Below are 17,193 nucleotides of genomic sequence, written 5' to 3' on the forward strand. Positions count from 1 at the left end.
GTCAGCGCACCTGCTCGCCGCTGCACCACCACGTCGTGCGGCCGCCGACGGTGCCGCGGGCCATCGGCGCACGGTCGCGAGGACACAGCGCGCCCGCCCGCCGGAACGGGATGACGGTGAGCGTGTGCACCCCGCCGCCGGCCAGCGCCGCCTTCACCGCGGCACGGGTGGCGCGCAGGACCTTGCCCACCTCATCGGGCTCGAGCTCGTCCACCGGCTTGGCCGGATGGACCCGGGCCCGCCACAGGATCTCGTCCGCGAGCAGGTTGCCGATGCCGGCGACGGCGTGCTGGTCGAGGAGCCGGGCCTTGACCGGCGCGGTGCCCGTGGCCAGGGCCGCCCGGAACGCGCCGGGCGTGATGGTGGCGGCGTCCGGCCCGAGGCGGTCCACCGGCGGGTCCAGGGTGATCCGCCCGAGCCGCCGGGGGTCGACCAGCATCATCCGGCCGCCGTCGTCGAACGTGAGGGAGAACCGCGACCACCGGTAGTCGCCGGCGACGCGGCGCCCCTCCCAGTAGTCACCGCCGTCGATCTCGCCGCCGTCGGCGTCGGCGATGACGATCTTCCCCGACATGCCCAGGTGGATGCCCAGCGCCGGCCCGTCCGAGGTGTCGCACCACAGGCTCTTGCCCCGGCGGTGCGCGGCCACCAGGCGACGCCCGATGACCGCGGCACGGATCTCGCCGGGGCTGTGCGGGCGCGTCACATAGCCGTCGGAGTCGTCGACCTCGACGATCAACCGCCCGAGCGCCGCCCGCTCGATGACCGACCGGGCCGACTCGACCTCGGGAAGTTCAGGCACCGCCCGAGTCTAGTCAGCGCGCGGCGGACCCCACGGCCGCGCGGTTGCGCATGGCCAGCAGCGCGATGCCGCCGATGATGCACACCGCCTCGGTGATCACGCCCCAGTACTCGGGCTGGCTGTTGAACTGGTCGTGCTGGCCGAGGAAGCCGACGGTCGCGGCCAGCGTGTACGAGCCCAGGGTCAGCACGCCGAAGCCGAGCGCGCCCAGCGCCGGCAGCCAGTGCCGCCAGGCCAGCACGGCGATCGCCAGCACCAGCCCGCCGATGGCGTTGAGCAGGAAAAGCGGGGTCACGATGCCCGGGTATCCCTGCCTGAAGAGGAAGAAGTGGATGGCGGCCGAACCCAGCAGCGCCACCGCGACGACGATCCGCAGCACCAATCCCATGACGGTCCTCCACTACGCGTGTTCCGGCCCCGCTTGACACACGAGCAGAACCCCGGGCGGGTTCACGTGGCGACTGTAGATCCGAGCCCCGGCCGCCGCAGGTCAGCGGGCGGGTGAATCGGTGCGCTGGAGGATCCGCTCGGCTTCCCGGCAGAGCAGGCGCAGGTGTTCGGCGGTGAGGTCGTCGACCACGAGCCGCCGGACGTAGGCGGCGCGACCGGGCGCGGCCGACTCCAGCTTGCGCAGGCCGGCGGGCAGCAGGATGGCGTTGGTGAAGCGGCCGGCGGCGGGGTCGGGCTCGCGCCGGGCGTGGCCCCGCGACTCCAACCGCGTGACCAGGTGGGACAGCGAGGTGCCGGTGTTCTCGGCCAGCCGGCTCGTCCGCAGCGTCCAGTGCGGCGCCTCGGCCAGCATGGCCATCGCCATGTACTCGACCATGCTGACGTCGGCGTCCCGCCGGAGCTGGGTGTCGATCGCCCACGGCAGCCGCGTGATCAGCCGGACCACGCCGGTCGTCGACTTCCACGACCAGGTCGCGCTGGTGAAGGCGCTGAGCGACCCCGACGGGGCCGTGCACACCGCGAGCCCCGCCGAAGCGACGAGCGCGGAGCTGGACGAGGCGGCGGCGGACGCGGTCGGCGCAGCCGGCGCGGTCGCCGGTTCCGACGCGCAGGCGCGGGCGCGGCTCGGCGACTACTTCGCCGAGGTCCTGCTCCTCGACCAGGCCGCCGCCACCGGGCGCAGACCGAACTGCACTGGCGCCCGAGCCGGCCGACGCTGGTCGAGGAGTTTCGGCGCGGCGGGTACCGTTCGTCCAAATAGGACCGTTCGTCGGGGCGCCGCACGCGATGCCCCGACGACGTCAGGCGTCCCGGACGTTCGCCGCCACGATCCCGGCCGCCAGCAGCGCGACCGCGACGCCGGCGAAGTACAGCATCGAGACCCACACGCCCATCTGGTAGTGGATGCCGGACGCCCCCTGCCCGCCGGCGACGAGCTGCTGATCGCCGTGCAGGAAATGGCTCGCGACGTTGAACGGCAGCCAGGCCTGGATCTTCACGCCCACTGTCGGGATCAGCCCGACCAGGCTCTCCACCAGCAGCGACCACACCAGGATCACGGCCACCGCGCCGGCGGTCTGCCGGATCAGCAGCCCGACGCCCAGCGCCAGGATGGCACCGACCACGTAGACCAGGCCCACGCCGGCGACGTTGCGCCAGTCGTCGGCGGTCTGGATGGCCAGGCTCGCGTCCGGCTTGATCAGCCGCGACAGGCCCCAACAGCCGAAGGCGATGATCTCGCCGACGACGCCGGCCAGCAGCGCGACCACCACGGTCTTGCTGACCAGCACGGCGGTGCGTTTCGGCACGGCCTGGAAGGTCGCGCGGATGGTGCCGAACCGGTACTCGGTGGTGATGGCCAGGGCGGCCATCACCATGATCACCATCAGGCCGAAGTTGTAGGCGACCTGCGTGGTGGCGACCGAGAGCACGAACACGCCCCCGGCGTTGGCCACGATCAGGCCGGTGAAGCCCAGGGTCAGCCCCAGCGCCAGCAGCATGCACCACCAGGGCGACCGGGTGGAGAACAGCTTGATGCGCTCCACGGCGAGCAGCGCCATCGGGTCACGCCCCTTCGGTGACGACGTCGTGGCCGGTCTGGTACTCCACCGCGTCCTCGGTCAGCGCCATGAAGGCCTGTTCGAGCGACGCGCGCTTGGCGGTCAGCTCGTGCACCACGGCGCCCACGGCCGCGGCGACGTCGCCGACCTCCTCGGTGCTGGCCCCGCTGACCTTCAGGCCCTCGCCGTCGGTCTCGACGGTGAACCCCTTCTCCGCCAGGGCCGGTTCCAGCTTCGACAGCTGCGGGCTGCGGACGAACACGGTGGCGGCCGAGGACCGCTCGATGAACTCGGCGGTGGTGCACTGCGTGATCAGGCGGCCCCGGCCGATCACCACGAGTTCCTCGGCGGTGACGGCCATCTCGGACAGCAGGTGGCTGGACACCAGCACCGTGCGACCCTGCGCGGCCAGGCTCTGCATGAACGTCCGGATCCAGACGATGCCCTCGGGGTCCAGGCCGTTCACCGGCTCGTCGAACAGCAGCACCTGCGGGTCGCCCAGCAGCGCCGAGGCGATGCCCAGCCGCTGCGACATGCCCAGCGAGTACGCGCCGGCCCGCCGCTTCGCGGCCGCGGTGAGGCCGACCAGGTCCAGCACCTCCTGGACACGGCGCTTGGGCAGCCCGTTGGACCGGGCCATCCAGAGCAGATGCGCGTAGGCGGACCGGTTGGGGTGCACCCACTTCGCGTCCAGCAGCGCGCCGACCGTCCGCAGTGGACGGTCCAGCTCGTGGTAGGTCTTGCCGTCGATGCGCACGACGCCGCTGGTCGGCCGGTCCAAACCGAGGATCAGTCGCATCGTGGTCGACTTGCCCGCGCCGTTCGGCCCGAGAAAGCCGGTGACCACGCCCGGTCGCACGGTGAACGACAGGTCGTCCACCGCCAGCGTCGGGCCGTAGCGTTTGGTCAGGCCCACGGCTTCGATCACAGCCACTCCCCTCCCGAAGCAGTACGTCCGTGACGCTACGACCACGCCGCCGGTTTCGCTGGCGAACCGCGCCGCCGTTGCCGATCCGACACCGGGTCGGACGGGGGCTTACGCCGTTCGGCGTCGTTCGTTCTGCACTACTGGTCGTTCGGCTTGACAAACGATTCCGGACGCGTTCACTATACGCGTCGCCGCGTTCGATCTGATGGACGCTGCCGTGCCGAGACGGGGGAACATCCGGTGGCCCAGGACAAGCCGCTGCTGCTCATGGTGGGCAGCGCCGGGGCGGACTTTCGCGCCTACATCTTCGAATCGGTGTCCCGGCGGTACCGGTTGTGGCTGCTCAACGCGACGCCGCCCACCTGGGAGACGCCGTTCATCGAGTCGCACACGCTGGTCGACTGCGCGCAGCGGGACAGGCTGGCGGCCACCGCCCACGAGGTCGCCCTCGACCACGAGGTCGCGGGCGTTTTCTGTTACGACGAGCGATTCGTGGAATCCGCGGCTTCCATCAGTGTGGAACTCGGGTTCAAGACCTGGGATCCGGACGCCGTGGCCCGCTGCCGTGACAAGAGCGCCACCCGCGCGGCGATCCGGGACGCCGGGCTGCCGCAGCCGCTGTCGACGGCCGTGTCCACGCTGCCGGAGGCACTGAGCGTGGCCGCCGCCATTGGCTATCCGGTGGTGGTCAAGCCGCGCAACCTCGCCGGCAGCGTCGGCGTGCGCAAGGCGTCGAATGCCGACGAGCTCGCCGCGGCCTATGTGCTCACCGCCGGCGCGTCGCTGCCCGGTGTGGAGCGGTTCGAGCGGCACGTGATCGTCGAGGAGTTCCTCGACGGGCCCGAGATCGCCGTGGACTGCGTGTTCTACGACGGCAGGTGCCAGCCGATCGTCGTCGCGCACAAGCTGCTGGGCGGGAAGCCGCCGTTCGAGTTCGACGAGCAGGGCCACGACGTCGACGCCGCCGACCCGCTGCTGTCCGATCCGGTGCTGCTGGACGCGCTGACGCGCAGCCACGCCGCCGTCGGATTCCGTTACGGCGTGACCCACACGGAACTGAAGCTGACGCCTCGCGGGTTCTGCGTGGTCGAGATCAACCCGCGGATGGGCGGCGACCTGATTCCCCGCCTGGGGCACCTCGCCTCCGGCTACGACGAGTCGCTGGCCGCCGCGGACGTCGCCGCCGGCGTGATGCCGGCTGAGGTCACACGTGATCGTGCCGGCGCGGCGTCGATCCGGTTCGCCGTGCCCGACCACGACATGGAGGTCACCTCTTGTCGTGTGCGGCGGGAGCTGGTGACCGGACCGGTGCACACCGCGCACCTCGCCGTACGGCCCGGCCGCGTGCTTCGGCTGCCGCCCAAGGAGATCGCCCGCTTGGGCTGCGTGATCGCCGTCGCGGACACGGTGTCGGAGGCACGGGCGGCCGTGGCGGATCCGGGGCGGTTCTTCGACGTGACGGGCGTGCCGCTGTGAGCGCCACCGTCACCGGCACGCTCCGGTCGATGACCGGCACCGCTCGGCTGCTCGTCGTCGGCGTGTTCGTGAACAACCTGACGTCCTTCCTGAACGCCTTCCTGGTGCTGTTCCTCGTGCATCGCGGGGTTTCCCCGTGGCAGGCCAGCCTTGCGCTCGCGGCGTTGATGATCGGTCGGGTGATCGGCAGCGCCATGGGCGGCACGGTCTGCGCCCGGTTCGGCCGCCGCGCGACCATCGCCGGCTCGCTCGGCGCGGCGGCGGTGCTGACGGTGGCGTTGGTCTTCCTGCCCGTTGCAGCATTGGCGATCGCCGCCGCCATCGGGTTCGCGACCCGGGTCGGACTGCCGGCCGCGACCGCGTGGCTGGTCGAGCTGACCCCGGCCAACCAGCAGGTGATGGTGTTCGCCGTGCAACGCCTGGCGTTCAACCTCGGCGTGACCCTCGGTTCGCTGCTGGCGGCGGTGATCGTGCAGTACTCGTACGACCTGCTCTTCTATGCCGACGCCGTGACGACGCTGGCGTTCTGTCTGATCGCCGTTGTGTTCCTGCCGGCGGCGGGGCCTTCTGTGGCTCCTGTGCGTGCGTCGCGTGGCGGTGGCCGGCGGGTGTGGGGCGACACCCGGTTCATGGTGGTGGCTGCCGCGTTGTTCCTGGTTGCCGTCGCCTACGTGCAGGCGTCCGCAGCCCTGCCACTCTTCGTGACCGGCATCGGGCAGCCGGCGTCGGTGTACGCGCTTCTGTTGGCCGTCAACGGTTTTGTCGTGATCACGCTGGAAGTACTGGTGTCGCGGTGGACGCAGTCGCTGCCGACCTGGTTGCCGATGGCTTTGGGTATGGCGCTGCTGGGCGTCGGCGAGATGCTGTACCTCGTGCCCGGCGGCGTGCCGATGCTGGTGGTGGCGACGTTGGCCTGGACGCTCGGCGAAACGGTTGCCGCGCCGTCGATGCTGGCCTATCCCGGCCTCGTCGCGCCGGCCGATCTCCGTACGCACTACATCTCCTTCGCCACCGCCGCCCAGCAGCTCGGCTGCGCCGTCGGGCCGGTCGTGGGCACCGTGCTGTGGCAGGTGTCAAGCTCGGCCGTGTGGCTGGTGACCGGCGGATGCGCGGTTCTTGCCGCCGTACCGGTCATCGCCGGTGGTCGGGTGCGTCGCGTTGAAGACCTCGTTTCCTTCTGATCAGAGGATTTTCGTCATGGGCAAGCCCGTCGTCGCCGTTCTTGAGCCGTACAGTTCGGCCGCTCTGCTTGGCCCCGCCCTGCGCTCGGCCGGGTTCAGTCCCGTTGCCGTCACCTATCCCCCCGGCCGGGAGCACGCCGCCGCGCGTCCCACCCTGCACCTCGACGACTACGACGCCGTCGTCAACCATCTCGGCGACTTCGACGGCACCGTCGACCGTCTCGCCGCGCTCGGCCCCATCGCGGTGATTCCCGGCGCCGAGCGATCGCTGCACATCGCCGAGCAGCTCACCGGGGCGCTGGGCCTGGATGCCGCGAATGTGCCCGAACTGCTGCCCGCCCGTCAGAACAAGTACCTGATGCACCAGGCGCTCGCTGCTGCCGGCTTGCCGGTCATCCGCCAGATCTGCACCCGTGACGCCGACGAGGTCGCCGCGTGGATTCTGCGCGAGGGGCTCACCGGTCGGGACCTGGTCATCAAGCCCCCGGCCAGCGGTGGCACCGTCGGCGTGAGCCTGGCGGCGGGCGGGGTCGGCTGGCGGGAGCAGTTCGCCGCGCTGCTGGATCGTCGGGACAAGCTCGGGGTGTTCAACGATCAGGTGCTGGTGCAGGAGTACGTCACCGGCACGGAATTCGTGGTGGACACCGTCAGCGTGAACGGTCGGCATTCCGTCACGAACATGTTGGAGTACCGCAAGGTTCGGCGCGGCGAGGGCATGGCCGTGTACGAGAGCATGGAGTGGCTGCCTTACGACACCGCTGCGTATGGATCGTTGATCGAGTACGCCTTGGCCGCGTTGGACGCCGTCGGTTTGCGGAACTGGGCCGCTCACACCGAGATCATGATGACCGAGGACGGGCCCCGGTTGGTGGAGATCAACCCTCGGCTGTCCGGGGTCGGGAGTCCGGCGATCACGTTGATGGCGACCGGGGAAAGTCAGGTCACCCGCATCGTGGACGTCTGCGCCGGACGGGGTGATCGGCTGCCCGCCGGTTTCGATCTGCGTCAACACTACCTGGCGGTGTTCCTGATCGCGCATTCGTCGGGGGTGGTGCGGAACGCCGAGATCTTCGACCGGGCTAAATCGCTGGAGAGCTACCACTCGCCGGTGCAGGTGGTTCGGAGCGGCGACCGGGTGGAGGCGAGTACGGACCTGTGGACGAGCATGACCATGGGGTACATCGTGCTGGCGCATGAGAGTGCTGAGCAGACCCGAGCCGACCGGGAGGCGATCCGGGAGCTGGAGAAGGAGCTCGTGATCGAATGACTGTCCCCGCCTCCAACATCACCCCCGGCGCACCATGCCACTCTTCACCGGCCGCCGTCCGCGTCTCCACGGGTTCGGCCATGGTGCGTGGGCTTCCCACCCATCCGCCCTAACCCCCATTGCCAACCGTCCGCGCCGCCATCCCCTACGGGCCGTAGTGCGTGGACTCCCCCGCCCGCCTCACGAATCTTCACCACCGACCGGCCGCGCCACCACCCCCTCAGGCCGCAGCGCGCGAACTCCCCACCCGCCCCACGAATCTCCACCACCGACCGCCCGCGCCACCACCCCCTCAGACCCCAGCGCGCGAGCTCCCCACCCGCCCCACGAATCTCCACCCCCGACCGCCCGCGCCACCGCCCCCTCAGGCCGCAGCGCGCGAACTCCCCACCCGCCCCACGAATCTCCACCACCGACCGCCCGCGCCACCACCCCCTCAGGCCGTAGTGCGTGGGCTTCCCGCCCACCCGCCCCATCCCTCACCACCAACCATGTTCCCCACCGCCACCCCGGACCGTGGTTGCGGGCCTGCGTGATAGTTGCCCAGTTCGCTCATTTCAGGCGGGGCGCACGCCAGGTGGTTTGCGGCCTGCTCCGTAGGTGGTTGCTTCTACAGAGGGCTTTGGACGGGTGAGGAAGTCAGGGACGCCGACAGGTTGGGGAAAGCGCTTTCCATTGCCTCACTCGAACGGGTATTCCTCGGGACGGCAAGGCAAAACTGCTGGTCAGAGCGGTAGAATAGGAGCATGGAAGCGACCTGGGATCCCACCGCCGCATGGCGGATGGACGACACGTCGCTCTGGCACGCCTGTAGTGAAGCCCAAGACCTCCGCCGCGCCGCCTACACGCGCTTGGTCGAGATGGTCGCGGAGCTGTGGAACCGCACCGGGCGCTCCAAGGAAGACCGGGTGTCGTTGGTCGCGCAGGTCCAGACTCAGTTGCGCGTCACCAAGAAAGACGCGTTACAGATCGTCGCCCACGCACAACTCTTCGGCAGGGACGCAGTCCGGGACGCTGCCCGCGCCGGCAAAATCGACGCCGACCAGCTCACCGTTCTGAACGAAACCCTAGCCCAAGCACCGATCCTGGACCGCGACAAAGTCGAAGCCGAACTGCTCCACAACACCCACCTCCCGATCCACCAGTTCCGCCTAGCCGCCAAACGAATCCTCGTCCTGCTCGACCAGGACGGACCAGAACCCAAAGACGACCTCGCACAGCCGAAACGCGAGTTCCACTACGGCAGCCGCCCTGACGGATCCGTCGCCTTCCGAGGCACCATCGACCAGGAGAGCGGCGCACTCCTCGCCGCACTGATCAGTCCGCTGGCCAAGCCCACGGCCGACGACACCCGCACCACCCCGCAGCGACAGGGCGACGCCTTCACCGAGATCATCGAGCTCGCGGCCGGTAGCGACAAGCTGCCCGACGAAGGCGGCGAACGCCCCCACCTCGCCATCACCATGAACGCGACAGAATTCCTCCAGCACATCGGCATGGCCGAGATCCAAGGCGGCGACCCCATCGACGCCGAATCAGCCCGCCGCATCGCCTGCGACAGCACCACCTACCGCATGATCATCGACAACAACTCCGCACCCATCAACATCGGACGCAGCACCCGCACCATCCCCAACACCATCCGGCGAGCACTCATCATCAGGGACAAAGGCTGCGCCTTCCCGGGATGTCATCGCAGACCTAGGCAATGCCACGCACACCACGTAACCCACTGGGCCGACGGCGGATGGACCAGCCTCGACAACCTCGTACTGCTCTGCAGCACGCACCACCGCATGATCCACCACTCGAAATGGACCGTGAAGATCATCGACCGACAACCGGTCTTCACGCCACCTGCCGAACTCAGATCGGGTTAGCAGGCGCCCTGCCGTCGGTCGGCGGTGGGCTGGGCCAGGTCGGCGGCCAGGGAACGCAGGGCGTCCTGCATGGCCTCGGCCTCCGGCACGGACTCGGCGATGCAGACGGCGCCGAACTTGCCGTAGGCGGGGAGGGTGCTGAGCAGGTGCAGGGCGACGCCGCGTTTGCGGACGGGGTCGAAGTGGAGCGGGGAACGTTCGACGGCGTCGATGAGTGTGTGGGGACGGAGGCCGATGTAGCGGTCTGAGGCGATGCTGTCGGAGGCTAGGTAGACGCGGCGGGAGGGGCCGACGCGGAAGTCGCCGGAGGGGTCGGGGGTGACGCCGAGGAGATGACTGACCATGTCGAAGCCGTGGCGGGTGCCGGTGGCGCGGAGATTGATCTCGCAGCCGAAAAGGTGCCAGCTGCCGGAACGAAGGACCGCTATGAAGTCGACGCCGTAGTCGCCGCGGTGGATGCCCTGGGCGGCCAAGGCGGTGCCTACGCGGAGGCCCAGGTCCATGACGGTGGATCGGTACGAAGCGTCCGCCGGGAAGCGAGAGCCGGTGTAGGTCTGGCCGTTGGGGGCCAGGACCTGTTCGTGGGTGGAGACGGCGACGGGACCGTCGGCGGTGAAACGGCCCTGGAAGCTGGGGCTGGCGAAGTCGTCGCCGGTCAGGAACTCCTCGGCGAGGATGCCGGCCTCGGCCACCAGGTCGGCGAAGGCGGGCCAGGCGAGAGTGGTGTCGATGACCTGGGCGCTGGGTAGGAGGGCCTCGACGTCGGCGGCCGAAGCGACGTCCGGAAGGTCGAGGAGGGCGTTGCCCATGCCGGCGGCGTAGGCGGTGGAGTCCAGCTTCAAGACGAAACGGTGGATGCCGGACTGCACCAGAGGAACGAGGGCGGCGGCCAGGTCGGGGAGGGAGCGGACGAGAGGGGTGGCCCGAGCGACGGGGACGCCCAGCGACGAGAACAATGAGCGGCTGGCGGCCTTGGTGCCCAAAGGGATGGACCAGGAAGGGGCCTGTTCCGGGATGACGCCCAGCGAGGAAGCCAGGCGTTCCAAGGGCTCGGACGGTTCGAAGTACGACAGGAGCACTTCGCGGCCGGCGGCGCGTTCGCGGGCGACGGCGTCGTGCAGGAAAGAACGGGCGGCGATGGCGTCGGGATGGGTCGCGTCCAGGAGCTTCTCGCTGAGCCAGCGGGGAGAACGGTCCGCAATGGACAACACGGTGACGCGGTCGCCGACAGACGGGTGGCCGGCGAGACGGCCGAAGTACGCGATCTGGGCGGCCATGTCCTCCATGGCGGGCGCGGAAACGCAGATCACGGAACCGCCGGGGCGGTGCAGGGCGGCGAGGATCGCGGCGCCGATGGGACGCTCCGGATACAACGTCGAACCGGCCAGGCGCTCCAGCACCGCGGGGCTGCATTCCCGGCTCTGCACCGATATCCACATCATGGCCATGATCCTTCCTGCGGACGCCCGGCATCACCATCACCGGTTCGGGCGAAAGACCTTGCCGGGGTTGAAGATGCCGGCCGGGTCGAGGGCGTCCTTGACCCGGCGGTGCATGTCCAGCACGGCCGGGCTGACCTCGTCGGCCAGGCCGCGCATCTTCAACAGGCCGACGCCGTGCTCGCCGGTGACGGTGCCGCCGAGAGCGAGAGCGGCATCGACGATACGCTCCATGGCGGCGTGACCGCGGCGGGCGGTGTCGGTGTCGCCCGGCGGGAGGACAATCATGGGGTGAAGGTTGCCGTCACCGGCGTGGGCGAGACTGGCGATGCGAACACCACATGACTCAGCAATACCCTCGATGGCCTCGAACATGCGCGGCACGAGGGTGCGCGGCACGCAGACGTCCTCAGTGAGCACTGGGCCGAGCCGCTCCAGGGCCGGATACACCAGCCGCCGGGCGGCGAACAGGGCGTCGGCCTCGGCCTCGTCGGTGGAGCGGGCTTGCCAGGTGGCGCCGGCGGAGGCGAAGCACTCGAGCAGGGTGTCGGCCTCGCCGGGAACGTCGGAACGGGCGAGCAGCAGCACGTTGCCGGTGTCCGAAAGACCCATGTTCTTCCACTCGTCGACGGCGCGCAGGCAGAAGCGGTCGACGAGCTCCAGCGCACTGGGCACGACGCCGGACGCGGTGACGGCGGCAACGGCCCGGCCGGCGATGGGCAGGTCATCGAAGTACCCGACGATGGTGCTCTCCGGCGGTCGAGCGCCGCGGAGGCGAAGCGTGATCTCGGTGACCAGGCCCAGGGTGCCCTCCGAGCCGACCATCAGGCCGGACAGGTCGTAGCCGGCGACGCCCTTGGCGGTACGGCGACCGAGGCGCACAACCTCGCCGCGACCGGAGACGACCTCCATGCCGAGCACGTAATCGCGCGTGACGCCGTACTTCACGCAGCACACGCCGCCGGCGTTGGTGGCGACGTTGCCGCCGATGGTGGACCACGGGGCGCTGGCCGGATCGGGCGGATACCACAGGCCCTGCACCGCACAGGCCGCGCGCAGATCGGCGTTGACGACACCGGGCTGCACGACGGCGAGGCGTTCCAAGGGATCGATGTCGACGATCTGGTTCATCGACTCGAACGACACGACCAAGCAACCGGAAACGGCGTTGGCCCCGCCGGACAGGCCAGTTCCCGCGCCGCGAGCGACGATCGGGATGCCCCGGACGGCGCAGAACTCTACCAGCGCGGCAACTTCGGCGGTGCAGCGCGGCCGAACGACGGCGGCCGGCGTGGCATACGGGGCAGCGGCGGCCTCGTCGCGCGCATAGCGGACGATCACGTCCGGGTCGGTGACCACGCGGCCGGCGGGGAGGATTCGGTCGAGCTCCGGAAACGTCACGCCCATGCGTCCGACCCTATTTCGCCGCGGCGTGAGCATCAATCATGGCCGTTGGCCGTTGCCCTTAGGGCCAATTGAACCGGCCGGGCCGGCGCTGGTGTGATCGAACCCAAGCAGCGAGGACGTGGAGAGGACCGACAATGCTGGGGGTGCTCACCGGTATCGGCGGCTATCTGCCGCCGACGGTCGTCACCAACGACGACCTGTGCTCCACATTGGACACTTCGGACGAGTGGATCGTGGCTCGCACGGGCATCCGCGAGCGGCGCAAGGTGGCCGATGGAGCGTCCACAAGGGACCTCGCGGTGGAGGCCGGCAAGCGGGCGCTGCGGTCGGCCGAAAGGACGACGGTCGACGCGGTGGTGCTGGCGACGACGTCGTTCGACCGGCTCTGTCCGGCGGTCGCGCCGGAGGTGGCGCACCTGCTGGGCCTGGACACCGTGGCGGCCTTCGACCTGACGTCCGCGTGCAGCGGCTTCCTGTACGGTCTGGCCACCTGCAACGGCCTGATCGCCACCGGCGTCGCCGACAGCGTGTTGTTCATCGGCGCGGAGGCGTTCACCACCCTCGTCGACCCGGACGACCGCAACACCGCGCCGATCTTCGGCGACGGGGCGGGGGCGGTGGTGCTCCGAAGGGGCGAGCCGGAGGAACCCGGTGCGCTGGGCGGATTCGACCTCGGCAGCGACGGCGCCCGCGCCGACCTGCTGGCGATTCCGGCCGGCGGGTCGCGGCAGCGGTCGGCGGTCGGGCTGGGCTTCGCCGAGGTGCCGACCAACGAGTGGTACCTCCAGATGGCGGGTCGACCGTTGTACACGCAAGCCGTCGAGCGGATGAGCGCCTCGTCGCGGCGGGCGCTCAAGGACGCCGACTGGGCGGTGGCGGACGTCGATCTGTTCGTCGGCCACCAGGCCAACGTGCGGATCGTGCAAGCCGTCGCCGAGGAGCTGGGGCTGCCGCAGGAGAAGGTCGCGGTCAACATCGACCGGGTCGGCAACACGCTGGCGGCCTCGATCCCCCTGCTGCTCAACGACTGCGTCGACCGGGGTCAGCTGCGGGCCGGCGATCGCGTGCTGCTGTCGGCGTTCGGCGCCGGCCTGTCCTGGGGGTCGACGACGCTGGTCTGGCCGGACGTCCCGGTCGAGACCGTGCACTGAGGAGGAGACAACGCTGTGGGTACCACCTTCGAATCCGTCGTCGCGGTGCTGGCCAAGCGGTTCGACATCGATCCGGCCGAGGTCAGCCGGGAGTCGTCCTTCGACGACATCAACCTCGACTCGCTGTCCCAGATCGAGTTCGGCACCGCGCTGAACAAGGCGTTCGCCGTGGACATCTCCGACGACGAGATGGCGGAGCTGTCGGTGATCGGCGAGGTCGTGGACAAGCTCGACGAGAAGCTGGCGGAGAAGGTCTGATGACGGGTTTCGCGGCGGCGATCACCGGGATCGGGCTCGTCACCTCCGCCGGCGTCGGCGTGCCGGCGAACTGGGACCGGGTGGTGGCGGGACAGGGCACCGCGGCGGTCGACCCCGAGCTCGACGGTCTGCCGGTGCGGATCTCGTGTCGGGTGCCGGATTTCGCCGCCGACAACGCCTGGAAGTTCGACCGCTACACGCGTTTCGCCCTCGCGGCGGCGCAGGAGGCATTGCGGCAGGCCGGCCTCGACCCGTCGGGCTGGGAAGGCTCCCGGGTGGCGGTGGTGATCGGCTCGGGGGCGGGCGGCACGGCCTCTCTCGAGCAGCAGCACCGCGAGCTGTTGGAGGGCGGACCGTCGACGGTGTCGCCGCTGACGCTGCCGATGGGGCTGCTCAACATGGCCGCCGGCCAGGTGGCGATCGAGTTCGGCGCCACGGGCCCCTGCCTGGCGCCGTGCACCGCGTGCGCGTCCGGCGCGACGGCGATCGGCATCGGGCGGGACATGTTGCGCCTGGGCACCGCCGACATCGTGATCGCCGGCGGCGCCGAGGCCCCGGTGACGCCGTTCTACTCGGCCGCCTTCGCCCGGATGCGGGCGCTGTCGCGGAACGCCGATCCGGAGACGGCATCGCGCCCGTTCGACGTGGCGCGGGACGGCTTCGTGCTGGGCGAAGGCGCCGGCGTGGTGGTGCTGGAGTCCGAGGAACACGCCCGGGCACGCGGTGCGGACACGCTGGCGCGGGTGATCGGCTACGGCGCGTCGGCCGACGCCCACCACGCGACCGCGCCGCATCCGGAGGGGCGTGGGGCCCGGCTGGCGGTCCAGGCGGCGCTGGCCGATGCCGGGCTGACCGGCCGCGACGTCGGCTACGTCAATGCGCACGGCACCTCTACCCCGATGAACGACCGGGTGGAATCGGCGGTGATCCGCGACCTGATCGGCGCCGACGTGCCGGTGAGCTCGACCAAGGGCGTCACGGGGCACCCACTCGGCGCCGCCGGCGCCATCGAGGCCGCATTCGCGGCGCTGGCCGTGCGGCACGGGGTCGTGCCGCCGACGGCGAACCTCACCGACCCCGACCCGGTGGCCGACATCGACCTCGTGTTCAAGGCGGCCCGAACCGGCCGGATCGACGTGGCGCTGAGCAATTCCTTCGGTTTCGGCGGCCAGAACACCGCCCTGCTGCTCGCCGCGTGAACCACCCCATCGACCAAGGAGAACCGATGACCCCGGCCGCCGAGCTCCTCCGGCTGGTCCACGACGGCACGTACGACGAGGCGCACCAGGACGTCCGCGCTGCGCTGCTGGACGAGATCTTCGACCCGCGCGAGGGCCTGAGCCTGCCCGAGGCCGGCCGGCTGGCCTACGAGCGCTGCCGGCACCTGCACGGCAAGCTGGCCCGGCCGCTGGACATCCTGCGCGACCCGCGCCGGCTGTTCGCGCTCGCGGAGTGGCCGTCGCTGCTGGACGTGTCGACGTTCTCGCTGCTGATGGTGCACTACAACCTGTGTCTGGGCACGGTGTTCGACCACGGCCTGGACCGCCCGGACCTCCAGGACATGATCGCCGAGCTGGACGGTCTCTCCTCCTTCGGGCCGTACATGGCGACCGAGCTCGGCTACGGCAACAACGTGGCGGCGCTGCGCACCGAGGCGGTGTACGACCGCGAGACGGAGACGTTCGTGCTGAACACCCCGGACGCGGCGGCGCAGAAGTACATGTCCTACAGCGGTTTCCGGGACATCCCGAAGATCGCCGTGGTGATGGCGCGGCTGCGGGCCGACGGCGAGGAGCAGGGCGTCTTCCCGTTCCTGGTCCGGATCAGCGACCACAATGGACTGTGTGAGGGCATCCGGGCGGTGCCGTGCCCGGAGAAGCCGGTGCAGGGCCTGGACAACGGCCTCACCTGGTTCGACCACGTCCGGATCCCTCGCAAGAACCTGCTGCTCGGCGATATGGCGACATTCGACGAGGACGGCACCTTCCGCGCGACCGGCGGCAATCGGCGCAAGCGCTTCCTGAGGGCGATGAGCCGCATCCTGCCGGGCCGGCTGTGCGTGTCCAGCGCCGCGGTCGGCGCGGGCAAGGCCAGCGTGTACATCGCCCTGCGCTACGCGGCGAATCGCCTCACCAACGCGCCCGGCCGCGACGACGTTCCCATCCTCGCCTACCGCAGCCACCAGCTCGCGCTGTTCACGGCGCTGGCCAAGGTGTACGCGATGACGTTCCTGCTCAACCACGCCAAGCGGGAGTTCCTCGCCGGCGAGAACCCCGAGCTGAACGACCTGATCTCCATCACCAAGGCGCTGTCCACCTGGGAGATGACGGACGTCGTCGCGGTGTGCCGCGAACGCTGTGGGGCGCAGGGGATATTCAGCGTCAACCGGATCGCGGACTACGGCTCGCTGTTGCAGGGCCTGGTCACCGCCGAGGGCGACAGCCAGGTGCTGCTGGCCACCACGGCCGGCCAGATGCTCGCCCGCAGGGACGACGCCCCGGAGCCGGCAGTGCCCTGGCCGCACGACCGGGACATCGCGGATCCCGTCCGGCACGTGGAACTCCTGCGCTACCGCGAACACACCCTGCGCGCCGCCGCACGGACGGCGATGGCCGCCGAGACCGGCTACTTCGCCGGCTGGAACAACGCCATCAACCCGGCGCTGGCGATGGCCCGAGTCCGCGGCGTCCGGATCGCGTTGGAGCAGCTCCTCAAGACGGGATCGGAGATCCTGCGTCCGCTGGCGGCGTTGTACGGGCTCACCGAGATCCAGCGCGACGCCGGGCTGTACCTGGCCCGTGGCGCGATGACCGCCGAACAGGTCGAGCGCCTGCCGGCCGTGATCGACGCGCAGTGCGCTCAGATCCTGCCGCACGTGAACACCCTGATCGACGGCTTCGGGCTGACGCCGGAACTGCTGCGGGCGCCGATCGCCGCCGACGACTACCTCGCGGCGTTCCAGCAGACGGTCGGGACCTGATCGTGGCGCGACACGTGTACCGGTGCCCGCTGCGGTGGGCCGACATGGACGTCTACGGCATCGTCAACAACGTCGTCTTCCTCCGCTACCTGGAGGAAGCGCGGGTGGACTTCATCTACCTGATGGCCCCGGCCGACGGCGACGCCTTCTTCCGCGACGGGTCGGTGGTGGTGCGGCACGAGATCGACTACAAGTGGCGGCTGGTGCACCGGCTGGCGCCGGTGGACATCGAGATGTGGGTGACCCGGCTGGAGACGGCGACCGTCTCCATCGGTTACACCGTCCGCGACGACGACCACGTCTACGCCACCGCCAGGACCGTGATGGCGCCGTTCGACTACGTGAAGAACCGCCCCCGGCGGCTGACGGACGCCGAGACGGCGTTCTTCGAGAAGTATCTCGAGGAAGGCTGAGC

The 17,193-nt window shown here is 70.2% G+C and carries 16 protein-coding genes; 9 read left to right on the forward strand and 7 right to left on the reverse strand.

Annotated features, from left to right (window positions below; all coding sequences use genetic code 11):
- Position 1: 1 nt before the first annotated feature.
- The 5 genes from BCF44_RS25625 to BCF44_RS25645 all read right to left on the reverse strand — a co-directional run bounded on the left by BCF44_RS25625 (position 2) and on the right by BCF44_RS25645 (position 3,739).
- Positions 2–802 carry an Fpg/Nei family DNA glycosylase gene (locus BCF44_RS25625; RefSeq protein ID WP_116176941.1) on the reverse strand — a complete coding sequence of 267 codons (801 nt, stop codon included), beginning with the start codon at positions 800–802 and terminating at the stop codon, positions 2–4.
- 13 nt (positions 803–815) lie between these two features.
- Positions 816–1,190, reverse strand: a complete 375-nt coding sequence (locus BCF44_RS25630; protein ID WP_116176942.1) for a hypothetical protein — start codon at positions 1,188–1,190, stop codon at positions 816–818.
- A 102-nt stretch (positions 1,191–1,292) separates the two neighbouring features.
- Positions 1,293–1,769, reverse strand: a complete 477-nt coding sequence (locus BCF44_RS25635) for a MarR family winged helix-turn-helix transcriptional regulator (protein WP_246015556.1) — start codon at positions 1,767–1,769, stop codon at positions 1,293–1,295.
- A 283-nt stretch (positions 1,770–2,052) separates the two neighbouring features.
- Entirely contained in the window at positions 2,053–2,811 is a 759-nt protein-coding gene (locus BCF44_RS25640; protein ID WP_116176943.1) for a hypothetical protein, read from the reverse strand.
- A 4-nt stretch (positions 2,812–2,815) separates the two neighbouring features.
- Complete coding sequence (locus BCF44_RS25645; protein ID WP_116176944.1) at positions 2,816–3,739, reverse strand: ABC transporter ATP-binding protein; 924 nt, start codon at positions 3,737–3,739, stop codon at positions 2,816–2,818.
- A gap of 240 nt (positions 3,740–3,979) precedes the next feature.
- On the opposite strand from BCF44_RS25645, the gene BCF44_RS25650 reads away from it, so the two are divergent.
- The 4 genes from BCF44_RS25650 to BCF44_RS25665 all read left to right on the forward strand — a co-directional run bounded on the left by BCF44_RS25650 (position 3,980) and on the right by BCF44_RS25665 (position 9,543).
- A complete protein-coding gene (locus BCF44_RS25650) occupies positions 3,980–5,215 on the forward strand; it encodes an ATP-grasp domain-containing protein (RefSeq protein ID WP_116176945.1) in 1,236 nt (411 codons plus the stop codon).
- A gap of 29 nt (positions 5,216–5,244) precedes the next feature.
- Positions 5,245–6,396 (forward strand): MFS transporter, encoded by a 1,152-nt coding sequence (locus tag BCF44_RS25655; protein ID WP_147328626.1) that lies wholly within the window; start codon positions 5,245–5,247, stop codon positions 6,394–6,396.
- A 16-nt stretch (positions 6,397–6,412) separates the two neighbouring features.
- Complete coding sequence (locus BCF44_RS25660; RefSeq protein ID WP_116176947.1) at positions 6,413–7,663, forward strand: ATP-grasp domain-containing protein; 1,251 nt, start codon at positions 6,413–6,415, stop codon at positions 7,661–7,663.
- Positions 7,664–8,409: 746 nt separating this feature from the next.
- Positions 8,410–9,543 (forward strand): HNH endonuclease signature motif containing protein, encoded by a 1,134-nt coding sequence (locus BCF44_RS25665; RefSeq protein WP_116176948.1) that lies wholly within the window; start codon positions 8,410–8,412, stop codon positions 9,541–9,543.
- Here the strand turns inward: BCF44_RS25665 and BCF44_RS25670 are convergent.
- Both BCF44_RS25670 and BCF44_RS25675 read right to left on the reverse strand, forming a co-directional pair.
- Complete coding sequence (locus BCF44_RS25670) at positions 9,540–10,985, reverse strand: peptide ligase PGM1-related protein (protein ID WP_147328627.1); 1,446 nt, start codon at positions 10,983–10,985, stop codon at positions 9,540–9,542. The two genes, BCF44_RS25665 and BCF44_RS25670, sit on opposite strands and share 4 nt — an antisense overlap.
- A gap of 36 nt (positions 10,986–11,021) precedes the next feature.
- Positions 11,022–12,389 (reverse strand): FAD-binding oxidoreductase, encoded by a 1,368-nt coding sequence (locus tag BCF44_RS25675; protein WP_211353225.1) that lies wholly within the window; start codon positions 12,387–12,389, stop codon positions 11,022–11,024.
- Between the two features lie 134 nt (positions 12,390–12,523).
- Between BCF44_RS25675 and BCF44_RS25680 the strand changes: the two genes are divergently transcribed.
- The 5 genes from BCF44_RS25680 to BCF44_RS25700 are packed head-to-tail and all read left to right on the forward strand — an operon-like array spanning position 12,524 to position 17,191.
- Positions 12,524–13,540 carry a beta-ketoacyl-ACP synthase III gene (locus BCF44_RS25680; RefSeq protein ID WP_116176951.1) on the forward strand — a complete coding sequence of 339 codons (1,017 nt, stop codon included), beginning with the start codon at positions 12,524–12,526 and terminating at the stop codon, positions 13,538–13,540.
- Positions 13,541–13,555: 15 nt separating this feature from the next.
- Entirely contained in the window at positions 13,556–13,798 is a 243-nt protein-coding gene (locus BCF44_RS25685) for an acyl carrier protein (protein ID WP_116176952.1), read from the forward strand.
- Positions 13,798–14,997 (forward strand): beta-ketoacyl-[acyl-carrier-protein] synthase family protein, encoded by a 1,200-nt coding sequence (locus BCF44_RS25690; RefSeq protein WP_116176953.1) that lies wholly within the window; start codon positions 13,798–13,800, stop codon positions 14,995–14,997. The genes BCF44_RS25685 and BCF44_RS25690 overlap by 1 nt, the downstream gene beginning before the upstream one ends.
- A gap of 26 nt (positions 14,998–15,023) precedes the next feature.
- The gene (locus tag BCF44_RS25695) at positions 15,024–16,778 is read left to right on the forward strand and encodes an acyl-CoA dehydrogenase family protein (protein ID WP_116176954.1); all 1,755 of its coding nucleotides are present in this window, start codon (positions 15,024–15,026) and stop codon (positions 16,776–16,778) included.
- A 2-nt stretch (positions 16,779–16,780) separates the two neighbouring features.
- Positions 16,781–17,191, forward strand: coding sequence for an acyl-CoA thioesterase (locus tag BCF44_RS25700; protein WP_211353226.1), 411 nt, complete (start codon positions 16,781–16,783; stop codon positions 17,189–17,191).
- The last annotated feature ends 2 nt before the right edge of the window (positions 17,192–17,193 follow it).

It is taken from the genome of Kutzneria buriramensis, assembly GCF_003387475.1.
Lineage (GTDB): Bacteria > Actinomycetota > Actinomycetes > Mycobacteriales > Pseudonocardiaceae > Kutzneria > Kutzneria buriramensis.

What these genes read in the sequence shown, in the direction of transcription:
- BCF44_RS25630 (WP_116176942.1), bottom strand. Translation starts at nt 1,190, where the DNA reads ATGGGATTGGTGCTGCGGATCGTCGTCGCGGTGGCGCTGCTGGGTTCG.
- BCF44_RS25640 (WP_116176943.1), bottom strand. Translation starts at nt 2,811, where the DNA reads ATGGCGCTGCTCGCCGTGGAGCGCATCAAGCTGTTCTCCACCCGGTCG.
- BCF44_RS25660 (WP_116176947.1), top strand. Translation starts at nt 6,413, where the DNA reads ATGGGCAAGCCCGTCGTCGCCGTTCTTGAGCCGTACAGTTCGGCCGCT.
- BCF44_RS25690 (WP_116176953.1), top strand. Translation starts at nt 13,798, where the DNA reads ATGACGGGTTTCGCGGCGGCGATCACCGGGATCGGGCTCGTCACCTCC.
- BCF44_RS25680 (WP_116176951.1), top strand. Translation starts at nt 12,524, where the DNA reads ATGCTGGGGGTGCTCACCGGTATCGGCGGCTATCTGCCGCCGACGGTC.
- BCF44_RS25670 (WP_147328627.1), bottom strand. Translation starts at nt 10,985, where the DNA reads ATGATGTGGATATCGGTGCAGAGCCGGGAATGCAGCCCCGCGGTGCTG.
- BCF44_RS25665 (WP_116176948.1), top strand. Translation starts at nt 8,410, where the DNA reads ATGGAAGCGACCTGGGATCCCACCGCCGCATGGCGGATGGACGACACG.
- BCF44_RS25675 (WP_211353225.1), bottom strand. Translation starts at nt 12,389, where the DNA reads ATGGGCGTGACGTTTCCGGAGCTCGACCGAATCCTCCCCGCCGGCCGC.
- BCF44_RS25655 (WP_147328626.1), top strand. Translation starts at nt 5,245, where the DNA reads ATGACCGGCACCGCTCGGCTGCTCGTCGTCGGCGTGTTCGTGAACAAC.
- BCF44_RS25695 (WP_116176954.1), top strand. Translation starts at nt 15,024, where the DNA reads ATGACCCCGGCCGCCGAGCTCCTCCGGCTGGTCCACGACGGCACGTAC.